Consider the following 19877-nt stretch of genomic DNA (forward strand, 5'->3'; position numbering starts at 1 on the left):
TGATGAAATTTGCTTTCAACATTATCGACTGGCAGGCCAAGGCGCCAGGATTAAGCGAAACAGAACAGTGGCATGAATGGTCACGGTTTTCGCACGCCATCGATCCCACCGCGCCATTGGCTAAACTCAGCGAGTTACCGATGATGACGGCTCGCCGCCTCAGCTCCGGTAGCAAACTGGCCGTTGATTGCGGGCTGGCGATGCTACGCCGTCATGATATCGATGCCGTGTTGTACACCAGCCGCCATGGTGAACTGGAGCGTAACTACAGGATCCTGCACGCCCTGGCGACTGAGCAGGCTCTCTCACCAACCGATTTCGCCCTCTCTGTGCATAATTCTGCCGTGGGAAACCTGACCATCGCCGCGAAAAAGCCGATTGTCTCCTCCTCGCTTTCCGCTGGCAGGGATACGTTCCAGCAGGGGCTATGCGAAGTCATCGGGCTGTTGCAGGCGGGATATCAGCGCGTATTGATGGTCGATTTCGACGGTTTTCTGCCCGAGTTTTATCATCCGCAGTTGCCGCCTGATATGCCGACATGGCCGTTTGCCGTCGCGCTGGTTATTGAATCCGGTGATCGCTGGCAATGCGAAACCCGTCCACACTGCGCGCAAGGTGAGACGCCATTGCCACAAAGCCTGTTGTTTTTACAACATTATTTGCAAGATACCGCGGCGTTTACCCTGCCAGGCGAGCGCGTACAGTGGCAGTGGAGTCAGGGATGAACACGATTTTCCTGCGGCTTAATTGGGTATGGCGACTGGTGATGACCGGTTTTTGCTTTGCCCTGTTTGGCCTCGGCGGACTCCTCCTTTCTACTGTCTGGTTTAACGTATTGCTCATCGCAGTATGGGATAAAGCCCGACGTCGGCGTATCGCCAGACGCAGCATTGCTGCCAGTTTTCGCCTCTTTTTAACGGTGGCGAAGCGACTTGGCGTGCTGGATTACCAGATTGCAGGACGAGACATTTTACGCAACGAACAAGGGTGCCTGGTCGTCGCCAATCATCCGACGCTCATTGACTACGTGCTACTGGCCTCGGTCATGCCAGAAACCGACTGTCTGGTGAAAAGCGCATTACTAAAAAACCCGTTTCTTGGCGGCGTGGTCCGGGCAGCAGATTATCTGATTAACAGTCAGGCTGATGCGCTGTTACCCGCGTGCCAGCAACGTCTGGAACAAGGCGATACCATTTTAATTTTCCCCGAGGGAACCCGTACACGCCCCGGAGAGGAAATGACGTTACAGCGTGGTGCGGCGAATATCGCCGTACGCTGCAGCAGCGATTTACGCATCGTAACCATAAACTGCAGCGAACAAATGCTGGATAAAGAAAGCAAATGGTACGACGTCCCATCGATAAAGCCCATGTTTACCGTTTCAGTACACGAACGGGTTAAGATCGACCAATTTTACGACGCAAATTCACAAGAACCGGCGCTGGCCGCAAGGCAGTTGAACCGGCATCTTTTGCTTCAATTACAACCAGGTACTTTACCTCTTTCAGGAATTAATGATGCAAGCGCTTTATCTTGAAATCAAAAATCTCATTATAACGACATTGAATCTCGACGAACTGACAGCTGACGATATTGATACCGAAGCGGCACTCTTTGGCGATGGATTAGGTCTGGACTCAATCGACGCCCTGGAGCTGGGGCTGGCGGTGAAAAACGAGTATGGCGTGGTCCTCTCAGCAGAGAGCGAAGAAATGCGCCAGCACTTCTTCTCCGTCGCCACGCTGGCATCGTTCATTCACGCGCAACGTGCCTGAGGATAGTCCGTTATGACCGAACAAAAAGCCATTTACGAAGAAGTCTCATCACTGCTGGTCAAGCTGTTTGAAGTCGACCCGCAGGACATTAAGCCTGAGGCGCGCCTGTACGAAGATCTGGAACTCGACAGCATCGACGCCGTCGACATGATCGTGCATCTGCAAAAGAAAACCGGTAAGAAAATTAAACCGGAAGAGTTTAAAGCAGTACGCACCGTACAAGATGTCGTCGACGCGGTAGAACGCCTTCTCAAAGAAGCGTAATTCACCGTGTCGGGCACTCGCTCGCTGCCAGTCGTACAACTGCTAACAGGCCTACTGTTGTTGGCCTGGCCGTTTTTGATCTGGTTTGGCCTTGCGCATAACAGTCTGCACTGGTTGCTACCGTTGATGGCGCTACTCCTTTTTTTACGCTTTCGCCAGACCCGGCGACAGGCGGGGCCGTTGCGCGTTGTAACACAGGTCGTGGCGGTTGCGGGTATCACGTTGTGCATTGCCAGTTATCTGCTCAAAACGCATCAGTTGCTGCTGTTTTATCCGGTAGTGGTAAACGCCGTGATGCTGTCGGTTTTTGGCGGATCGCTTTGGTTCGCGATGCCCATTGTTGAACGCCTGGCGCGGCTGCGCGACCCAAATCTGCCCGAGGCAGGAGTACGCTACACACGCCGTGTGACACAAATCTGGTGCGCCTTTTTCATCATCAACGGCAGCGTTGCGCTCTTTACCGCACTGAATGGCGATATGACCCTGTGGACGACCTGGAACGGTATGGTTTCCTATTTACTGATGGGAACATTGATGGCCGGCGAGTGGTTAGTTCGCCAACTGGTGATAAAACGAGATACCCAATGAAGCAGCCCCTCACACTTGCGCAATGGCTCTGTGACCCACGCCCGAACGACGTCCCTGTTGCGTGGCAGGAAGAGCATACCTGGACGCTGGGTCATCTGCGCCATGATGTGGCCCAGTTGATAACATACCTGCAGCAGCAGGAAGGTGAGCGCTGGGCATTGTGCTTCGAGAACAGCTATTTATTTATCGTCGCGCTGCTGGCCACGCTACATGCTGGCAAAACGCCGGTGATCCCAGGGCATTGTCGCGTTTCGTTGTTAAACGAGCAGCACAGGCTGTTTGACGGCGTACTGAGCGATAAAACGCTGGAGTGGCAGGGAACGCTACGGGTGGTCAGTTCTGCCATGACATCCGTGACCCACGACATCACGTTTCCGGCAATACGCAGCGACGCCTTTGTGGAGTTGTTCACTTCCGGTTCGACCGGCCAGCCGAAACGCGTGATCAAACCGATCGCTCGTCTGGATAGCGAAGCGGCATTGCTCGCGACGCGCTTTGCCGATCGTCTCGCAGGTTGCCGGGTGGTCGCGTCAGTGGTTCCGCAACATCTGTATGGTCTGACGTTTCGTATCTTCTTGCCAATGGCCTTAGGTCTGCCGCTGCACGCGGCAATGCTATGGTATGCCGAACAACTGGCGGCGCTGAGCCATGAGCATCGGTATGCGTTTATCAGCAGTCCGGCGTTTCTGAAACGCCTCGACCACCACCTGGCACCGCCGCCGGTCGAACTGATTCTGTCTGCGGGCGGTATGCTGCCCTGGCAGGACGTTGCACAGGCTGCTGACTGGCTGAATGTCTGGCCCGATGAGATCTACGGCAGCACTGAAACCGGGATCCTTGCGTGGCGTTATCGCCATCAAGATGATGTGGCATGGCTGCCTTTTCCCGGCGTCAGATTTCAGCCAGAAAATGACGCGTTTCGTGTATTTTCACCGCTAATTACCGCTGATGATGGCCTGTTGCTGGATGATATTCTGCAATTTACCGAAAATGGTCAGTTTCGCCTGATGGGCAGGCGCGGGCGAGTCGTCAAGATTGAAGAGAAACGCATTTCACTCAGCGAAGTGGAGCAACGCTTGCTGGCACTGGACGGTATACGTGATGTCGCGGCATTGCCGGTCTCACGCGGGGGACGCCAGGGCGTTGGCGTCCTGCTGGTACTGGATGACAAAACCCACCAACGCTGGCTCACATGCGGAGGAAAACAGCAAGAACTGACCTGGCGACGTTCGCTGTTGCCCTGGCTGGAGCCGGTCGCCGTTCCCCGCTACTGGCGGGTGATTGATGAGATTCCGGTCAACAGTATGAACAAGCGTGTCTATGCGCAATTACAGGAGTTATTTCATGAAACCCCATGAAATCGAGCGCCATCAGGCACAGCCTCAACAGGCTGAGATTGTTTTACATCTCGACCCTTCGCTGTTTTGGTTCAGCGGGCATTTTGCCGTGCAGCCACTACTGCCAGGCGTTGCACAGCTGGATTGGGCGATGCATTACGCCACCACGTTGCTGGTCCCTGGCTGGCGTTTTCACAGTATTCAGAACGTGAAGTTCCAGTCACCGCTATTGCCTGGAACCACCATCACCCTGAGTCTGAGCTGGCAGGAAGAACGTCAGATGCTCTCTTTTAGTTATCAGCGCCACGACGGTGAAGCGCGCCATACCGCCAGCAGCGGGAAGATTCGGTTATGTCGCTGACGTTTTCCCCGTGCGTGTTGATCCCCTGCTATAACCACGGCGCAATGATGTCGGGCGTATTGGATCGTCTTCAGCCATTCAATCTCCCCTGCATTGTGGTGGACGATGGCAGCGACAAGACCACACAAGATGAACTGGCACGCCTGGCGGCAGAATACGGCAATCTGACGTTAATTCGCCTGCCGGTCAACGCAGGCAAAGGCGCGGCGGTGATTAGCGGAATTCAGGCGGCGGCAGATGCCGGGTTCAGTCATGCCGTGCAGGTCGATGCCGACGGTCAGCATGCCATTGAAGATATTCCCAGACTACTTGCATTGGCAAAAGAACATCCGGCAGCGCTCATTTCCGGGCAACCGATTTACGATGATTCTGTCCCTCGCTCGCGCCTGTACGGACGCTGGGTAACCCACATCTGGGTGTGGATAGAAACGCTCTCGATGCAGCTAAAAGACAGCATGTGCGGCTTCCGGGTGTATCCGGTGACACCTACACTGCAACTGGCACAGCGCGTGACGCTCGGCAAACGAATGGATTTTGATACCGAAGTGATGGTGCGTCTCTACTGGCAAGGCAACCCCAGCTATTTTATCCCCACACGAGTCATCTATCCGCAGGACGGGTTATCCCATTTTGACGCGCTCAAAGACAATCTGCGCATTTCATTAATGCACACTCGCCTGTTTTTTGGCATGTTGCCACGCATCCCCTCCCTGCTTTTTCGTCGTTCATCAACACACTGGGCGCAGCAGCAGGAAGTCAAAGGGCTGTGGGGAATGCGTCTGATGTTGCTGGTCTGGCGTTTACTGGGTCGCAAAGCCTTCTCCCTGCTACTGTATCCGGTAGTCGGCGTTTACTGGCTCACCGCATCAACTGCCCGAAAAGCCTCTCAGAGCTGGATTCGCCGCGTACGGGCGCAACTGATCGCACGCCGGATGCCAGTACCGTCAAACCTGACCAGTTATCAGCATTTCCTGCGTTTTGGCGGCGCGATGCTGGATAAAATTGCCAGCTGGCGCGGTGAACTGCACCTCGGCCGCGATGTTGTTTTTGCACCAGGCGCAGAAGAGACGCTAAATGTCAGCGACCCGCGAGGAAAACTGCTGCTGGCCTCACATTTGGGCGATGTCGAAGCCTGTCGGGCACTCGCCCAGCTACAGGGCAGTAAAACAATCAATGCGCTGGTATTTAGCGATAACGCCCAACGCTTTAAAAAAATTATGGAAGAGATGGCCCCGCAGGCCGCGTTAAACCTGCTACCGGTGAACGATATTGGCCCGGATACCGCCATTCTGCTCAAAGAGAAACTGGATCGTGGCGAATGGATCGCCATCGTTGGCGATCGCATCGCAGTCACTACCCAACGTGGCGGCGAATGGCGTGTCTGCTGGAGCCGCTTTATGGGGCAAGTTGCGCCCTTCCCACAGGGCCCGTTCATTCTTGCGTCTATTTTACGCTGTCCGGTGGATCTGATTTTCGCCCTGCGCCAGCAGGAGAAACTACGCATCCACTGCGAACCATTTGCTGACCCGCTGCTCTTGCCGCGCGCCACCCGACAACAGGCATTACAGAATAGCGTCGATCGCTACGCCGAACGCCTTGAGCACTATGCACTTCAGTCGCCACTCGACTGGTTTAACTTTTTCGATTTCTGGCAGTTGCCGGACACCAAAGACAAGGAGTAAAGGGTGCTTAACGATCCCCGCTTTACGGCTGAAGTCGAGCTGACTATTCCGTTTCACGACGTCGATATGATGGGTGTAGCGTGGCATGGCAACTACTTCCGCTATTTCGAGATTGCCCGCGAGGCACTGCTGAACCAATTCAATTACGGTTATCGGCAGATGAAAGCGTCCGGCTATTTGTGGCCCGTGGTCGACACCCGGGTGAAGTATCGCAACGCCCTGACTTTCGAGCAGCGTATCCGTGTGCGTGCCCGTATTAAAGAGTTCGAAAATCGCCTGCGTATCGACTACGACATTTTCGATGCTGAAACAGGAAAACGCGCCACAACGGGCTATACCATCCAGGTCGCCGTGGACGAAAAAAGCCGTGAGCTGTGCTTTGTCAGCCCGGATATTTTGTTTGAACGAATGGGAGTGACGCCATGAAATTATGGCCATTGTTGGTGCTGCTCATCAGCCCTTTTGTCAGCGCTCTGACGCTTGATGACCTGCAACAGCGTTTTACCGAACAGCCGGTCGTTCGCGCCCATTTCGATCAAACCCGGACGATAAAAGATCTGCCGCAGCCGCTGCGGTCTCAGGGCAAAATGCTGATCGCCCGTGACCAGGGTCTGTTGTGGGACCAAACCGCGCCGTTCCCGATGCAACTGTTGCTTGATGATAAGCGGATGGTTCAGGTGATTAACGGTCAGCCACCGCAGACCATCACCGCCGAAAACAACCCGCAAATGTTCCAGTTCAATCATCTGCTACGTGCATTATTCCAGGCGGATCGTAAGGTGCTGGAGCAAAACTTCCGCGTGACCTTTACCGACGTAGGGGAGGGGCGCTGGACGTTACGCCTGACGCCAATCACCACGCCACTGGATAAGATTTTCGCGACGATTGATTTAGCCGGCAAGACCTACCTGGAGAGCATTCAGCTCAATGACAAGCAGGGCGATCGCACCGATATCGCGCTTTCCCAACACCAACTGACGCCAGCGCAACTGACCGATGATGAACGCCAACGCTTTGCCGCCCAGTAAACGTCCCGCGCTGTTATGGGGGCTCGCCTGCCTGATTATGCTGGGCGTCTTGTTGACGCTACTCCCGCAGGCCAGGCTCAATAGCAGCGTGCTGGCCATGCTGCCAAAACAGGCAATGGGCGACATTCCCCCGAGCCTGAACGAAGGCTTTATGCAGCGCCTCGACCGGCAACTGGTCTGGCTGGTGAGTCCCGGTAAGCAACCGGACCCGTCGGCGGCGCAAGACTGGCTGACGCTGCTGCAAAAATCGCACGCGCTGGCCCAGGTGAAAGGCCCGATGGACGCCGACAGCCAGCAGGCATGGGGGGCTTTCTTCTGGAAACACCGTAACGGCCTGATAGATAACGATACCCGCGCTCGTCTGCAAAACGGCGGCGAAGCCCAGGCCCAGTGGATCCTGTCCCAGCTTTACTCCGCATTCTCCGGTGTCAGCGGCAAAGAGTTGCAAAACGATCCCCTCATGCTGATGCGCGGCTCGCAGTTGGCCATGGCCAAAAATGGCCAGCGTTTACGCCTGATGGAAGGCTGGCTGGTCACTCAGGACGAGCAAGGCAACTACTGGTATCTGTTACATGGCGAGCTGACCGGCTCATCGTTTGATATGCAACAGACGCACCAATTGGTCACCACGCTGAATACGCTGGAAGGTGAGTTCAAAGCCCACTATCCGCAGGCACAATTACTGTCTCGCGGAACGCTGTTCTACAGCGATTACGCCAGCCAGCAGGCGAAACAGGATATCTCGACCCTCGGCATAGCGACCGTGATCGGGGTGATCCTGCTCATCGTGGCCGTGTTTCGTTCGCTGCGTCCGCTGCTGCTGTGCCTGATTTCAATTGGTATTGGCGCGCTGGCGGGAACCGTCGTCACGTTGCTGATTTTTGGCGAACTCCATCTGATGACGCTGGTGATGAGCATGAGCATCATCGGTATTTCCGCCGACTATACGCTCTACTATTTGACCGAGCGGATGGTGCACGGTGCAGAAACATCGCCATGGCAAAGCCTTGCCAAAGTACGCAATGCCCTGCTCCTGGCACTGCTCACTACCGTGGCGGCTTATCTGATTATGATGCTGGCCCCCTTCCCCGGTATTCGCCAGATGGCGGTATTCGCGGCGGTGGGTCTGAGTGCCTCGTGCCTGACGGTCATTTTCTGGCACCCATGGTTGTGTCACAGGTTGCCGGTGCGCCCGGTTCCGGCAATGGTACTCATGCTACGCTGGCTTGCCGCCTGGCGGCGGAATAAGAAATTATCCGTTGGCCTACCGGTGGTGCTCGCGTTGTTCTCGTTGGCAGGCATGGCGACGCTACGCGTAGACGATGATATCTCCCAGTTACAGGCGCTGCCGCAGGACATTCTCGCTCAGGAAAAAGCGATTACCGCCCTGACCGGGCAAAGCGTCGACCAGAAGTGGTTTGTCGTGTACGGCAAATCCGCTCAACAAACGCTGGAGCGACTGGAAGCCTTTACTCCCGCGCTGGAAGAGGCAAAAAAAGACGGATTACTCAGCGGATATCGCACTATTCCGTTAAATTCGCTCGCCCGGCAGCAGCAGGATCTCACCCTGTTAAAAGATGCCGCGCCCGCCGTCACAAAAGCCTTAAACAGCGCCGGGCTGGCAACGGTGAAACCCGATCTTAGCGCTATGCCGGTCACCGTCGATGCCTGGCTTTCCAGCCCGGCCAGTGAAGGCTGGCGCTTACTGTGGCTGTCGCTGGCAGACGGTGAAAGCAGCGTGCTGGTTCCCGTTGAAGGGGTGAAACAAAGTGATGCTTTAAACACGCTCAGCACGAAATATTCCGGCGTTGCGTGGGTGGATCGTAAGAGCAGCTTTGACACTCTGTTTGCGCTGTATCGCCATATTCTGACGGGCTTGCTATGCGTTGCGCTGGCAGTAATTGCCTGTGGTGCCGTCATTCGACTTGGCTGGCGTAAGGGCTTAACTAGCCTGGTCCCCTCAGTGCTGTCTTTAGGTTGTGGTCTGGCGGTACTGGCTCTGAGTGGGCACGCGCTCAACCTGTTCTCGCTGCTGGCACTGGTGCTGGTGCTGGGGATTGGCATTAACTACACGCTGTTTTTCAGTAATCCACGCGGTACGCCACTGACGTCGCTACTGGCTATCACACTGGCGATGATGACTACGCTCCTGACGCTCGGCATGCTGGTCTTTAGCGCCACTCAGGCAATCAGCAGTTTTGGCATTGTATTGGTGAGCGGTATTTTCACTGCATTTTTGCTGTCACCGCTGGCGATGCCAACGAAAAGAGAGAAGAAAAAAAGATGATGTTATCGACATTTTTTGCCGGGTGGCGGATTCGCCTTATCAGGCCGTTAATGATAGCGCTCGCCGCACTGATTCTTGCCGGTTGCAGCCACACACAGCCGGAACAGCAAGGCCGCCCGCAAGCCTGGTTAGAGCCGGGAACACGTGTGACGCTACCTGCTCCGGGGATTTCTCCCGCGGTGAATTCACAACAGCTGCTGACCGGAAGTTTTAACGGCAAAACGCAGTCGCTGTTGGTCATGCTTAATGCTGATGATAAGAAAATCACACTGGCCGGGTTGTCATCAGTTGGCATTCGCCTGTTCCTCGTGACTTACGATGAAAAAGGATTGCACACCGAACAATCGATCATCGTTCCGCAACTGCCGCCCGCAAGCCAGGTGCTGGCTGACGTGATGCTTAGTCATTGGCCAATTAGCGCCTGGCAACCGCAATTACCTCAAGGCTGGACGCTCGTCGATACGGGCGATACACGTGAACTGCGCAATAGCCGCGGCAAACTGGTCACGGAAATCACGTATCTGAATCGCAAAGGAAAACGCGAACCGATCAGCATTGAGCAGCACGTATTTAAATACCACATCACCATTCAATACCTGAGTGACTGAGATGATCTACATTTCTGCCGTTGGCATGATTAACGCGTTGGGCAATAACACCGATGAAATCGCCGCCAACCTCACACGTGGCATAGCGCCGGGAATGCGTCCGCGCGCGAACTGGCTACAAGGACATCCACCCGCCGTATTAGCAGGTGTAGACGGTGATCTGCCCGCGATCCCTCAGCAATTTAGCGCACATCGTTCGCGCAATAACCAGCTACTGCTGGCTGCACTGGCACAAATCCAGCCACAGGTAGACGACGCTATCGCCCGGTTTGGCCGCGATCGTATTGCTGTCGTTCTCGGCACCAGCACCTCCGGTCTGAATGAAGGTGACGTTCACGTTGATCTGATGCTCAACGACAAAGAGAGCACCGACTGGCGCTACCCGCAGCAGGAACTGGGCGATCCGTCGCGTTTTCTTAGCCACTGGCTGGCGCTGGATGGCCCGGCCTTTACGCTCTCAACCGCCTGCTCGTCCAGTGCACGGGCTATCATGAGCGGGCGTCGCTTAATCGAATCTGGTCTGGTGGATATTGCCATTGTCGGGGGTGCCGATACGCTAAGTCGGATGCCCATCAACGGTTTCCACAGTCTGGAATCGCTCTCCCCAACGCGATGTCAGCCGTTTGGCCGCGACCGCAGTGGGATCACCATCGGCGAAGGCGCCGCCTTGATGGTATTAACCCGCGAGCCACAGCCCATTGCGCTGCTGGGCGTCGGCGAATCCAGCGATGCATACCATATTTCGGCTCCCCACCCGCAGGGAGAAGGTGCCATTCGCGCCATAGGCCAGGCGCTTAACGACGCAGGAATGACACCGGAACACGTGGGCTATATCAATCTGCACGGAACGGCCACTCCGCTCAACGATCAGATTGAGTCCAACGTCGTAAGCACGCTATTTGGCGACACGGTCCCATGCAGTTCAACCAAACACCTGACCGGGCACACGCTGGGCGCGGCGGGGATCACCGAAGCAGCAATCAGTATGCTGATTCTGCAACGCAACCTGCCCCTGCCACCGCAGGATTTTAGCCAGTCGCCGCGCGATGAAACATTGCCACCCTGCGGCATCATTGAACAACCGCAGCCGCTGACTCGCCCGGTAATCTTATCTAACTCGTTCGCCTTCGGCGGTAATAATGCCAGCATCCTGCTCGGGAGAATCTCATGAGCCACTATTTATCACCGGGCGATTATTTACCGCATGACGCGCCGATGCTGCTCCTTGAAGAGGTCGTCAGTGTGGCGGACGAAACTGCCACCTGCCACGTGACGGTATCGGCAAACAGCGTACTGGCCCCTTTCCTCGACCCCGATGGCAATCTGCCCGGCTGGTTCGCACTGGAATTAATGGCGCAGACCATTGGCGTCTGGTCTGGCTGGCACCGCCAGCAACACGGTCAGGCGAGTATTGCATTAGGTATGGTGCTGGGCGCACGCGAGTTAGTCTGTGCTGCGGGTGTTCTGCCTGCCGGGAAGCGGCTGAGCATTCATGTCAAATTGCTGATGCAGGATGCACGATTCGGTAGCTTTGAATGCGTCATTCAGGCAGACAACAAGACGCTGGCAACCGGTCGCGTCAACACCTTCCAGCCGACAACAGAAGAAATTAACACGCTATTTCAACAAGGAGCGTCCACATGAGTCGTTCAGTTTTAGTTACGGGTGCCAGCAAAGGTATCGGTCGCGCCATCGCCAGACAACTGGCGGCAGACGGCTTTGTGGTCGGCGTGCACTATCATCGCGATGCACAAGGTGCACAAGACACGCTGGAGGCTATCCTCGCCGCTGGCGGCGCAGGGCGTCTGTTGACGTTTGACGTTGCCAATCGCGAGCAATGCCGTGAAGTACTGGAGCACGATATTGAGGTTAACGGCGCATGGTACGGCATTGTCAGCAACGCCGGGGTAACGCGTGATGCCGCCTTCCCTGCGCTCAGCGATAACGACTGGGATGCGGTGATCCACACCAACCTCGACAGCTTTTACAACGTCATTCATCCGTGCATTATGCCGATGATTAGCGCACGCCAGGGGGGGCGTATCATCACACTGTCTTCGGTATCCGGCGTGATGGGCAACCGCGGTCAGGTTAATTACAGTGCAGCAAAAGCCGGTATTATTGGCGCCACCAAAGCGCTGGCCATCGAACTGGCAAAACGCAAAATTACCGTAAACTGTATTGCACCAGGACTGATTGATACCGGGATGATCGAGATGGAAGAAGCCGCATTGAAAGAGGCGATGTCGATGATCCCCATGAAACGGATAGGTCAGGCTGAAGAAGTGGCCGGGCTTGCCAGTTATTTAATGTCGGATGTGGCGGGCTATGTCACTCGCCAGGTGATTTCCATCAATGGAGGGATGTTATGACACGTCGTGTCGTGATTACAGGCATGGGCGGCGTCACCGCCTTTGGGGAAAACTGGCAGGATGTCTCAGCCAGGCTATTGGCGTATGAAAATGCGGTACGCAAAATGCCGGAGTGGCAGGTTTATGACGGACTGCACACGCTGTTGGGTGCGCCGATCGATAACTTCACTCTGCCGGAACACTATACCCGCAAGCGCATTCGCGCCATGGGTCGCGTGTCGCTGATGTCCACTCGCGCATCAGAACTGGCGTTAGAACAAGCCGGACTGATTGGCGATCGGGTACTGACCAACGGTGAAACCGGAATAGCATACGGTTCCTCCACAGGCAGCACCGGGCCGGTGAGTGAGTTCGCGACCATGCTGACCGAGAAGCACACCAATAACATCACCGGCACGACCTACGTGCAAATGATGCCGCACACCACGGCTGTTAACACTGGATTGTTTTTCGGCCTGCGTGGGCGAGTCATCCCGACATCCAGCGCCTGCACCTCCGGTAGCCAGGCAATTGGTTACGCATGGGAAGCCATCCGACACGGTTATCAAACGGTGATGGTTGCCGGCGGTGCAGAAGAACTGTGCCCTTCCGAAGCCGCCGTATTTGATACGCTGTTCGCCACCAGCCAGCGCAACGACGAACCGAAAACCACCCCCTCCCCATTCGATGAAAAACGCGATGGTCTGGTCATCGGGGAAGGTGCTGGTACGCTGGTGCTGGAAGAGTTGGAACACGCTAAAGCGCGCGGAGCAACGATTTACGGTGAAATCGTCGGCTTTGCCACTAACTGCGATGCTGCCCATATCACCCAGCCACAGCGTGAGACAATGCAGATTTGCATGGAAAAATCGCTGAGCATGGCCGGTATTAGCGCCCGGGATATCGGCTATATTTCAGCGCACGGTACCGCTACCGATCGTGGCGATATTGCAGAAAGTCAGGCGACTGCCGCAATTTATGGTGATAATGTGCCGCTATCCTCGCTTAAAAGCTATTTTGGGCATACCCTTGGCGCTTGTGGCGCACTGGAGGCCTGGATGAGTCTGCAAATGATGCGTGAAGGCTGGTTTGCGCCTACGCTGAATTTGAGTCAGCCAGATGCCAATTGTGGCGCGTTGGATTACATTATGGGTGAAGCCCGCAAGATTGATTGCGAGTTTTTGCAGAGCAATAACTTTGCGTTTGGCGGCATCAATACTTCTATCATCATCAAACGTTGGCCGTGATATGTACCGGATCGTTCTAGGGAAAGTTTCTGATTTAAGCACCGGCGTGCTGCCTCATGCGCTCTATGAGCAGGCACCGCAGGGTGCTCGCCGCGCACGCTGGTTGGCTGGCCGCGTGCTGCTTTCCCATGCCCTTTCCCCATTGCCTGATATCGTCTACGGCGAGCAAGGAAAACCGGCCTTTTCGGCCGACACGCCGCTGTGGTTCAATCTTAGCCACAGCGGTGATGACATTGCTCTGCTGCTTAGCGACGAAGGGGAAGTGGGCTGCGATATTGAAGTCGTGCGCCCGCGCGAAAACTGGAAGACGCTGGCGAATACGGTGTTCAGTCTTGGGGAACATGCCGAAATCGAAGCAGAACATCCGGAACACCAACTGGCGGCTTTCTGGCGCATCTGGACGCGCAAAGAAGCCATCGTTAAGCAGCGTGGCGGCAGCGCCTGGCAAATTGTCAGCGTCGATAGCACTACACTGACATCCTCGCTCTCCGTTAGCCAGTGCCAGCTCGAAACCCTGAGTCTGGCCGTGTGCACGCCAACGCCATTTACCCTGACAGCCGACGCCGTGCAGAGGCTGTAACTCCCGCATTCCCTGTGCGCCGACGCGCGACATGAAAGGTTAACTGCAGATGCAACGAGTCACCATTACTCTCGATGACGATTTACTGGAAACGCTGGATAGCCTGAGCCAGCGCCGTGGTTACAACAACCGTTCTGAAGCGATTCGCGATATTTTGCGTGGTGCGCTGGCGCAGGAAACGACCCAGGAGCATGGCACTCAGGGCTTCGCGGTACTCTCGTATGTTTATGAACATGAGAAGCGTGATTTGGCCAGCCGCATTGTTTCGACGCAGCACCATCACCATGATTTATCGGTCGCTACGCTACACGTTCACATCAACCATGACGACTGCCTGGAAATCGCCGTACTAAAAGGCGACATGGGCGATGTTCAGCATTTTGCCGATGATGTGATTTCCCAGCGCGGCGTACGTCATGGTCATTTGCAGTGCCTGCCGAAAGAAGAGTAATTACCTGTTTCGTTGCCGGGGGCGCTTCGCTTACCCGGCCTACACCCGTTCTCGTTTGTAGGCCGGATAAGGCGTAGCCGCCATCCGGCAATAATGTTCACGCCATCGTGCCAATCGTCTTTCTAAAGCGCAGCAGCGCTATCAGGAAGAACGCACTGCCAATCGCCAGCAACGTCAGAAACTGCGGCCAGACGATGCCGAACCCTGCGCCACGATAAAGAATCGCCTGCGCCAGGCTGACAAAGTGGGTGGTCGGCATCGTCAGCATGATGTCCTGTACGGCCTGCGGCATGCTTTCACGCGGCGTGGAGCCACCGGAAAGCATCTGTAACGGCAACAGCACCAGAATCATCAGCAATCCCAGTTGCGGCATGGAGCGCGCCAGCGTGCCCATAAAAATACCGATCGAGGTGGTGGCGAACAGGCTCAGCGCCACGCCCAGCATAAACAGCGGTATCGAGCCTTCAATGGGTACGCCGAGCACGCCTTTTACCATCAGCATCAGCGATAAACCGGAAACCACCAGCACCACCAGCCCCATCGACCAGATTTTTGCCATCATGATCTCAAACGGCGTTACCGGCATCACCAGCAGATGCTCAATGGTCCCGTGCTCACGTTCGCGAATTAGCGCCGAGCCGGTGAGCACAATCGCCAGCATGGTAATGTTGTTGATGATTGCCATCACCGCGCCAAAACGGGCAGGTTCCAGATTGGGGTTAAAGCGCATGCGCATTTCCAGCGCCACCGGCGGCTCACTGTTGTCACGGTAACGCGCCACAAAGCTGTTCACTTCGCCGCTGATGATATTCTGGATATAACTGTTGCCGGTAAAGGCCTGGCTCATCCGCGTGGCATCGACGTTAACCTGAATATCCGGCTGTCTTCCTGCCAGCACATCGCGCTGAAAATCAGGCGGAATGTTCACGGCGAAGGTGTAGCGTCCGGCATCCAGCCCGGCATCCATCTCATCGGCGGTGATCATCTCCGGCGGTAAAAACCACGGGCGATAAAAGCTGTTCACAATCCGGTTCGACAGCTGTGACTGGTCCATATCGGCAATAGCAATCGGCGCCAGATGCAGCGAACCCGGCAGGACGGTCGCGGAAGAATAAACCGAAATCGTGAAGGCAAAGACGATCAGCGTCAGCATCGCTTTGTCGCCCAGCAGGCTGCGTAACTCTTTGATGCCGAGGTTATAAATATTGCGTAATCGGCGCATCACCCCTCCTGTTTTTTCAGCAGTAATACGCTCAGACCGATCACCACCGGAATGGCGATTGCCAGCGGCATAAACAGCTGCCAGAGATCCGTCAGATCCAACGCTTTAGAGAACGTTCCACGCGCAATGGTCAAAAAATGACTGGTCGGGTAGATTTCGCCAATCCAGCGGCCCGGCCCTTCGAGCGAGGCGACCGGATCGATCATCCCGGAAAACTGCGTCGCCGGGATAAGCGTAATAATCGCCGTACCAAAAATGGCGGCGATCTGGCTTTTCATAAACGTGGAGATTAACAGCCCCAGCCCGGTGGCAATGGTGACGTACAGCAGCGCGGCCAGCGTCAGGGTCATAAAGCTGCCCTTATGCGGCACGCCGAACACAAACACCGACAGCGCGCACAGCAGCAGAAAGTTCAGCATGCCCAGCACGATGTAAGGCAACTGTTTGCCGAGCAAAAACTCGCTGCGGGTCGTAGGCGTGACGTACAGGTTGATAATCGATCCGAGTTCTTTCTCACGCACTACGCTGAGGGCGCTGAGCATGGAAGGGATCATCATCAACAACAGCGGGATCACCGCCGGAACAATCGCCGGCAGACTCTTTACATCCGGGTTGTAACGATAGCGAGTTTCAATGGTCATCAGCCCGTTTTGCCCACTGGCATTGGGCTGACGCGCCATCACATCCTGCAGCCAGGTCTGGTGCATCGCCTGCACGTAACCTCTGACCGTTTCAGCGCGGCTCGGCATTGCGCCATCGACCCAGACGCCAATCTTCACCGGCGTGCCACGCGCGATATCGCGGCCAAAGTTTGGCGGGATCTCTATTGCTACCGCCACTTCACCCGAACGCATTCGCTTGTCCAGCTCGTCATAACTGGTGAGCGGCGGCTGCTCAATAAAATAGCGCGACCCCGCCAGGTTCAGCGACCACGCCTGGCTGCTGACGGTCTGGTCACGATCGAGCACCGAAAAACGCAGATTTTCCACGTCCATGCTGATGCCGTAGCCCATGATCAGCATCAGGATCACCGTCCCCATCAGCGCCAGCGTTGAACGCACCGGGTCCCGCCGCAGCTCCAGCGCTTCACGGCGGCTGTAGCTGAACAAGCGCCGCAGGCTAAAGCCCTGCCGCGGCGGCTGACTGTTTTCATGCACCAGCGGAGCAGTCGCTTGCGAAAGCGTCGCTTCCGGCGCCGGGCCTGCTGCTTCCTGTAGCCAGGAGATAAAAGCCTCTTCCAGGCTGGCGGCACCACGCTGTTTCACCAGCTCCTGCGGCGTGCCGCTGGCGAGTACTTTTCCGGCGTGCATCAGCGACATACGGTCGCAGCGCTCCGCTTCATTCATAAAGTGGGTAGAGATAAAAATGGTCACTTTATCCTGACGCGACAGATCGACCATCAGTTGCCAGAACATGTCCCTCGCCACCGGATCGACCCCGGAGGTCGGTTCATCAAGAATGAGCATTTCCGGGCGATGGATCACCGCCACCGCCAGCGACAGGCGTTGACGGATCCCCAACGGCAGCGCGCCGGGCAACGCGTCTTCGACATCGGTCAGCGAAAAGCGCTCGCTCATCTCCTGCACCCGCCCAGGGATTTCTGCTTCGGGGATATGGAACAGTCGCGCGTGTAGCTCAAGGTTTTGCCGCACGGTCAGCTCGCTGTAGAGCGAAAACGCCTGCGACATATAGCCTACCCGGCGGCGGGTATCGATATTCTTCGGGTCAACCGCTTGCCCAAACAGCCACGCCTCACCTTCGCTTGCGGGTAGCAGACCGGTGAGCATCTTCATGGTGGTGGATTTACCGCAGCCGTTGGAGCCGAGAAAGCCGAAGATCTCCCCGCGGGGAATACGAAAGTTAACGTGGTCAACGGCGACAAACTTGCCGAAGCGCATGGTCAGATCTTTCGCCTCAATGGCAATCTCTTCCTGCTCAGCATGATACGGCGGGATCACCACCGGCTTATGCGCCTGCCGCTGGGCTTCAGGAAGCAGCGCGATAAACGCCTGCTCCAGCGTGTTGCTGTTGGTTTGTTCGCGTAGCTGCTGGGCGCTCCCGGTGGCTAACACCTCCCCGGCGTTCATCGCCACCAGCCAGTCAAAGCGCTCGGCTTCTTCCATGTAAGCGGTCGCAACCAGCACGCTCATGTTGGTCTGCCGCTGGCGAATGCTGTTAATCAGATCCCAGAACTGGGCGCGGGACAGCGGGTCTACCCCGGTGGTGGGTTCATCAAGAATGAGCAATTCCGGGTCGTGGATTAACGCGCAGCACAGCCCCAGCTTTTGCTTCATCCCACCCGAGAGTTTCCCGGCAGGACGATCGCGAAACGGCGCCAGTCCGGTGCTGTTCAGTAGCTCGGTAATCCGCGCTTCGCGTTCCGCTTTGTCATGACCAAACAGCCGGGCAAAGAAGTCGACGTTCTCATACACCGACAGCGTGTGGTACAGGTTTTTACCCAGCCCTTGCGGCATCCAGGCAATACGCGGGCAGACATCACGACGATGCTTCGGGTCGCGCATATCGCCACCCAGCACCATCACGTTGCCCTGTTCAATCACCCGCGCACCGGAAATAAGCGACAGCAGGCTCGATTTTCCGACGCCATCCGGGCCAATCAGCCCCACCATGCAGCGGGCGGGGATATCCAGCGTGATATTGTTCAGCGCGACCGTTGTCCCGTAATGCTGACTCACGCCGTCAAGGTGCGCCACGGGAGGAACGGGAACCAGCGCCAGATGCGTCATTGCGGCAACCTCACCACCAGCTCGTCAGGCCAGGGGCGATTTTCATCCAGACGCACCCAGGCCATGCCCGGCAGACCGGTTTTCACGTACTCCAGATGCTGCTGCAACAGCTCTGGCGGAATACGCGCTTTGACGCGAAACATCAGCTTCAGCCGTTCATCACTGGTTTCGACCGTTTTCGGTGTGAACTGCGCGACGCTTGCCACAAAGCTGATGGTCGCAGGAATACGCAGATCCGGCGCGGCATCCAGCACCAGGCGAGCTTCACCGCCAATCTTCAATAAACCAGCCTGTTCGGTAGGTAAGAAGAATGTCATGTAGACATCGCTGAGATCGACCATATTCAGCACGCGCCCGCCCGCGGAAAGCACCTCGCCCGGTTCGGCGACACGGTACTGCACGCGACCATCGCGCGGGGCTTTCAGCTCGCTGTCATCAATATCAGCGGCAATACGACGTTCGGTGGCCTGCGCGGCTTCAACGCGGGTTTGCGCCTGAATAATGCTGGTACGGGCGGCTTCGATCGCGGCTTTTGCCGCAGAGACCTGCGCCCTTGCAGATTCCAGCGCCGCGCGAGCGCTTTCCGCCGCAGCCCTGTCGTCATCCAGCTGTTGCTCAGACACCGCACCACGCTGGGATAGCGAACGGGAGCGAACGTGACGTTTAGAGACCGACTGCAGTTCCGCCTCGCGCTGTTTTACCACCGACTGCGCGGCGCGCATTTCACTTTGCCGTTGTTCCAGCAACGCCCGTGCCGCCGCAACTGCACTTTCCGCTTCTTTGATTTGCGCGACCGCTTCCAGCCGCTGCTCGTGCAGCACGCGGGTATCCATTTTCGCCAGCACCTCGCCCTGACGAACGAACTGCCCTTCCGATACGAGGATCGTATCAATACGTCCGGCAATTTTGGTGGCAATATCCACTTCAGTGGCTTCAATTCTGCCGTTGCTGGCGGCAAACCCTTCCGGTATCCCCGCAGGACGCAACATCCACCATGCTATTGCAGCAACCACCACCACAATACCCGCGCCCCACCACACCAGATGACGCTTAATCTTATCCATATTCGACCCGCCGTAATCCCTGTTATCAAACGATGCGTGTCACAAAACCCACTGAACTGCTATTCAGTGAGAGATTCCATCCGGGATGAGAAGGAATGATAAACGATGGCCAAAGAGCGGACAGGCGTTATAGCAACGCATACCGCGAAGGAAGTGAATGACGAAAATGCTGTGAAATCGGGTAGTAATGTTGTCATCATCAGCGTTCCTGGCCGGAAATGAAACACGCATACTCATAACTGCTATCTATTGAATACTAACACCTGGATTCGATATGTCTATTCG

General features: G+C 56.2%; 21 protein-coding genes. 18 read left to right on the forward strand and 3 right to left on the reverse strand.

The annotated features are described in order from the left end of the window. Nucleotides 1-2 precede the first annotated feature (2 nt). From FDX24_RS08520 to nikR, 18 genes are read left to right on the forward strand one after another with little or no spacing between them, the layout of a single operon-like run. Entirely contained in the window at nucleotides 3-725 is a 723-nt protein-coding gene (locus FDX24_RS08520; protein WP_048213594.1) for a beta-ketoacyl synthase chain length factor, read from the forward strand. Further along, nucleotides 722-1537, forward strand: a complete 816-nt coding sequence (locus tag FDX24_RS08525) for a 1-acyl-sn-glycerol-3-phosphate acyltransferase (RefSeq protein ID WP_048213595.1) — start codon at nucleotides 722-724, stop codon at nucleotides 1535-1537. The genes FDX24_RS08520 and FDX24_RS08525 overlap by 4 nt, the downstream gene beginning before the upstream one ends. After that, nucleotides 1518-1775, forward strand: a complete 258-nt coding sequence (locus tag FDX24_RS08530) for a phosphopantetheine-binding protein (RefSeq protein ID WP_048213596.1) — start codon at nucleotides 1518-1520, stop codon at nucleotides 1773-1775. The genes FDX24_RS08525 and FDX24_RS08530 overlap by 20 nt, the downstream gene beginning before the upstream one ends. 12 nt (nucleotides 1776-1787) lie before the next feature. After that, nucleotides 1788-2039: an acyl carrier protein gene (locus FDX24_RS08535; RefSeq protein ID WP_005121566.1), complete on the forward strand. Its 252-nt coding sequence runs from the start codon at nucleotides 1788-1790 to the stop codon at nucleotides 2037-2039. 6 nt (nucleotides 2040-2045) lie between these two features. Next, the gene (locus FDX24_RS08540) at nucleotides 2046-2627 is read left to right on the forward strand and encodes a hypothetical protein (RefSeq protein ID WP_137364134.1); all 582 of its coding nucleotides are present in this window, start codon (nucleotides 2046-2048) and stop codon (nucleotides 2625-2627) included. Further along, nucleotides 2624-3985 carry an AMP-binding protein gene (locus FDX24_RS08545; RefSeq protein ID WP_137364135.1) on the forward strand — a complete coding sequence of 454 codons (1362 nt, stop codon included), beginning with the start codon at nucleotides 2624-2626 and terminating at the stop codon, nucleotides 3983-3985. The genes FDX24_RS08540 and FDX24_RS08545 overlap by 4 nt, the downstream gene beginning before the upstream one ends. Beyond that, complete coding sequence (locus FDX24_RS08550) at nucleotides 3972-4325, forward strand: beta-hydroxyacyl-ACP dehydratase (RefSeq protein ID WP_061068761.1); 354 nt, start codon at nucleotides 3972-3974, stop codon at nucleotides 4323-4325. The genes FDX24_RS08545 and FDX24_RS08550 overlap by 14 nt, the downstream gene beginning before the upstream one ends. Then, on the forward strand, nucleotides 4316-6007 hold the full coding sequence (locus FDX24_RS08555; RefSeq protein WP_137364136.1) for a glycosyltransferase: 1692 nt from the start codon (nucleotides 4316-4318) through the stop codon (nucleotides 6005-6007). Before FDX24_RS08550 ends, FDX24_RS08555 begins: the two co-directional genes overlap by 10 nt. A 3-nt stretch (nucleotides 6008-6010) precedes the next feature. Further along, on the forward strand, nucleotides 6011-6433 hold the full coding sequence (locus FDX24_RS08560) for a thioesterase family protein (RefSeq protein ID WP_048213601.1): 423 nt from the start codon (nucleotides 6011-6013) through the stop codon (nucleotides 6431-6433). Further along, the gene (locus tag FDX24_RS08565) at nucleotides 6430-7035 is read left to right on the forward strand and encodes an outer membrane lipoprotein carrier protein LolA (protein ID WP_048213602.1); all 606 of its coding nucleotides are present in this window, start codon (nucleotides 6430-6432) and stop codon (nucleotides 7033-7035) included. The genes FDX24_RS08560 and FDX24_RS08565 overlap by 4 nt, the downstream gene beginning before the upstream one ends. Further along, nucleotides 7004-9322 carry an MMPL family transporter gene (locus FDX24_RS08570; protein WP_137364137.1) on the forward strand — a complete coding sequence of 773 codons (2319 nt, stop codon included), beginning with the start codon at nucleotides 7004-7006 and terminating at the stop codon, nucleotides 9320-9322. Before FDX24_RS08565 ends, FDX24_RS08570 begins: the two co-directional genes overlap by 32 nt. Beyond that, on the forward strand, nucleotides 9319-9930 hold the full coding sequence (locus tag FDX24_RS08575; protein WP_371414768.1) for a DUF3261 domain-containing protein: 612 nt from the start codon (nucleotides 9319-9321) through the stop codon (nucleotides 9928-9930). The genes FDX24_RS08570 and FDX24_RS08575 overlap by 4 nt, the downstream gene beginning before the upstream one ends. Before the next feature lies 1 nt (nucleotide 9931). Beyond that, the gene (locus tag FDX24_RS08580; protein WP_124021974.1) at nucleotides 9932-11101 is read left to right on the forward strand and encodes a beta-ketoacyl-[acyl-carrier-protein] synthase family protein; all 1170 of its coding nucleotides are present in this window, start codon (nucleotides 9932-9934) and stop codon (nucleotides 11099-11101) included. Then, nucleotides 11098-11574, forward strand: a complete 477-nt coding sequence (locus FDX24_RS08585; RefSeq protein WP_048213605.1) for a 3-hydroxy-fatty acyl-ACP dehydratase — start codon at nucleotides 11098-11100, stop codon at nucleotides 11572-11574. Before FDX24_RS08580 ends, FDX24_RS08585 begins: the two co-directional genes overlap by 4 nt. Then, a complete protein-coding gene (locus FDX24_RS08590) occupies nucleotides 11571-12302 on the forward strand; it encodes a 3-ketoacyl-ACP reductase FabG2 (RefSeq protein WP_048213606.1) in 732 nt (243 codons plus the stop codon). Before FDX24_RS08585 ends, FDX24_RS08590 begins: the two co-directional genes overlap by 4 nt. Continuing rightward, nucleotides 12299-13528, forward strand: a complete 1230-nt coding sequence (locus FDX24_RS08595; RefSeq protein WP_048213607.1) for a beta-ketoacyl-ACP synthase — start codon at nucleotides 12299-12301, stop codon at nucleotides 13526-13528. The genes FDX24_RS08590 and FDX24_RS08595 overlap by 4 nt, the downstream gene beginning before the upstream one ends. 1 nt (nucleotide 13529) lies before the next feature. After that, nucleotides 13530-14108 carry a 4'-phosphopantetheinyl transferase AcpT gene (acpT, locus tag FDX24_RS08600; protein ID WP_048213608.1) on the forward strand — a complete coding sequence of 193 codons (579 nt, stop codon included), beginning with the start codon at nucleotides 13530-13532 and terminating at the stop codon, nucleotides 14106-14108. Between the two features lie 49 nt (nucleotides 14109-14157). After that, nucleotides 14158-14559 (forward strand): nickel-responsive transcriptional regulator NikR, encoded by a 402-nt coding sequence (gene nikR, locus FDX24_RS08605; protein WP_005121550.1) that lies wholly within the window; start codon nucleotides 14158-14160, stop codon nucleotides 14557-14559. Between the two features lie 97 nt (nucleotides 14560-14656). Here the strand turns inward: nikR and FDX24_RS08610 are convergent, their stop codons facing one another. From FDX24_RS08610 to FDX24_RS08620, 3 genes are read right to left on the reverse strand one after another with little or no spacing between them, the layout of a single operon-like run. Beyond that, nucleotides 14657-15781, reverse strand: a complete 1125-nt coding sequence (locus FDX24_RS08610; protein ID WP_048213609.1) for an ABC transporter permease — start codon at nucleotides 15779-15781, stop codon at nucleotides 14657-14659. Continuing rightward, on the reverse strand, nucleotides 15781-18528 hold the full coding sequence (rbbA, locus tag FDX24_RS08615; RefSeq protein ID WP_137364138.1) for a ribosome-associated ATPase/putative transporter RbbA: 2748 nt from the start codon (nucleotides 18526-18528) through the stop codon (nucleotides 15781-15783). Before rbbA ends, FDX24_RS08610 begins: the two co-directional genes overlap by 1 nt. Further along, entirely contained in the window at nucleotides 18525-19592 is a 1068-nt protein-coding gene (locus tag FDX24_RS08620) for an HlyD family secretion protein (protein WP_061068770.1), read from the reverse strand. The genes rbbA and FDX24_RS08620 overlap by 4 nt, the downstream gene beginning before the upstream one ends. Nucleotides 19593-19877: the final 285 nt, after the last annotated feature.

It is taken from the genome of Citrobacter sp. wls716 (genome assembly GCF_005280975.1).
GTDB classification, from domain to species: domain Bacteria; phylum Pseudomonadota; class Gammaproteobacteria; order Enterobacterales; family Enterobacteriaceae; genus Citrobacter; species Citrobacter youngae.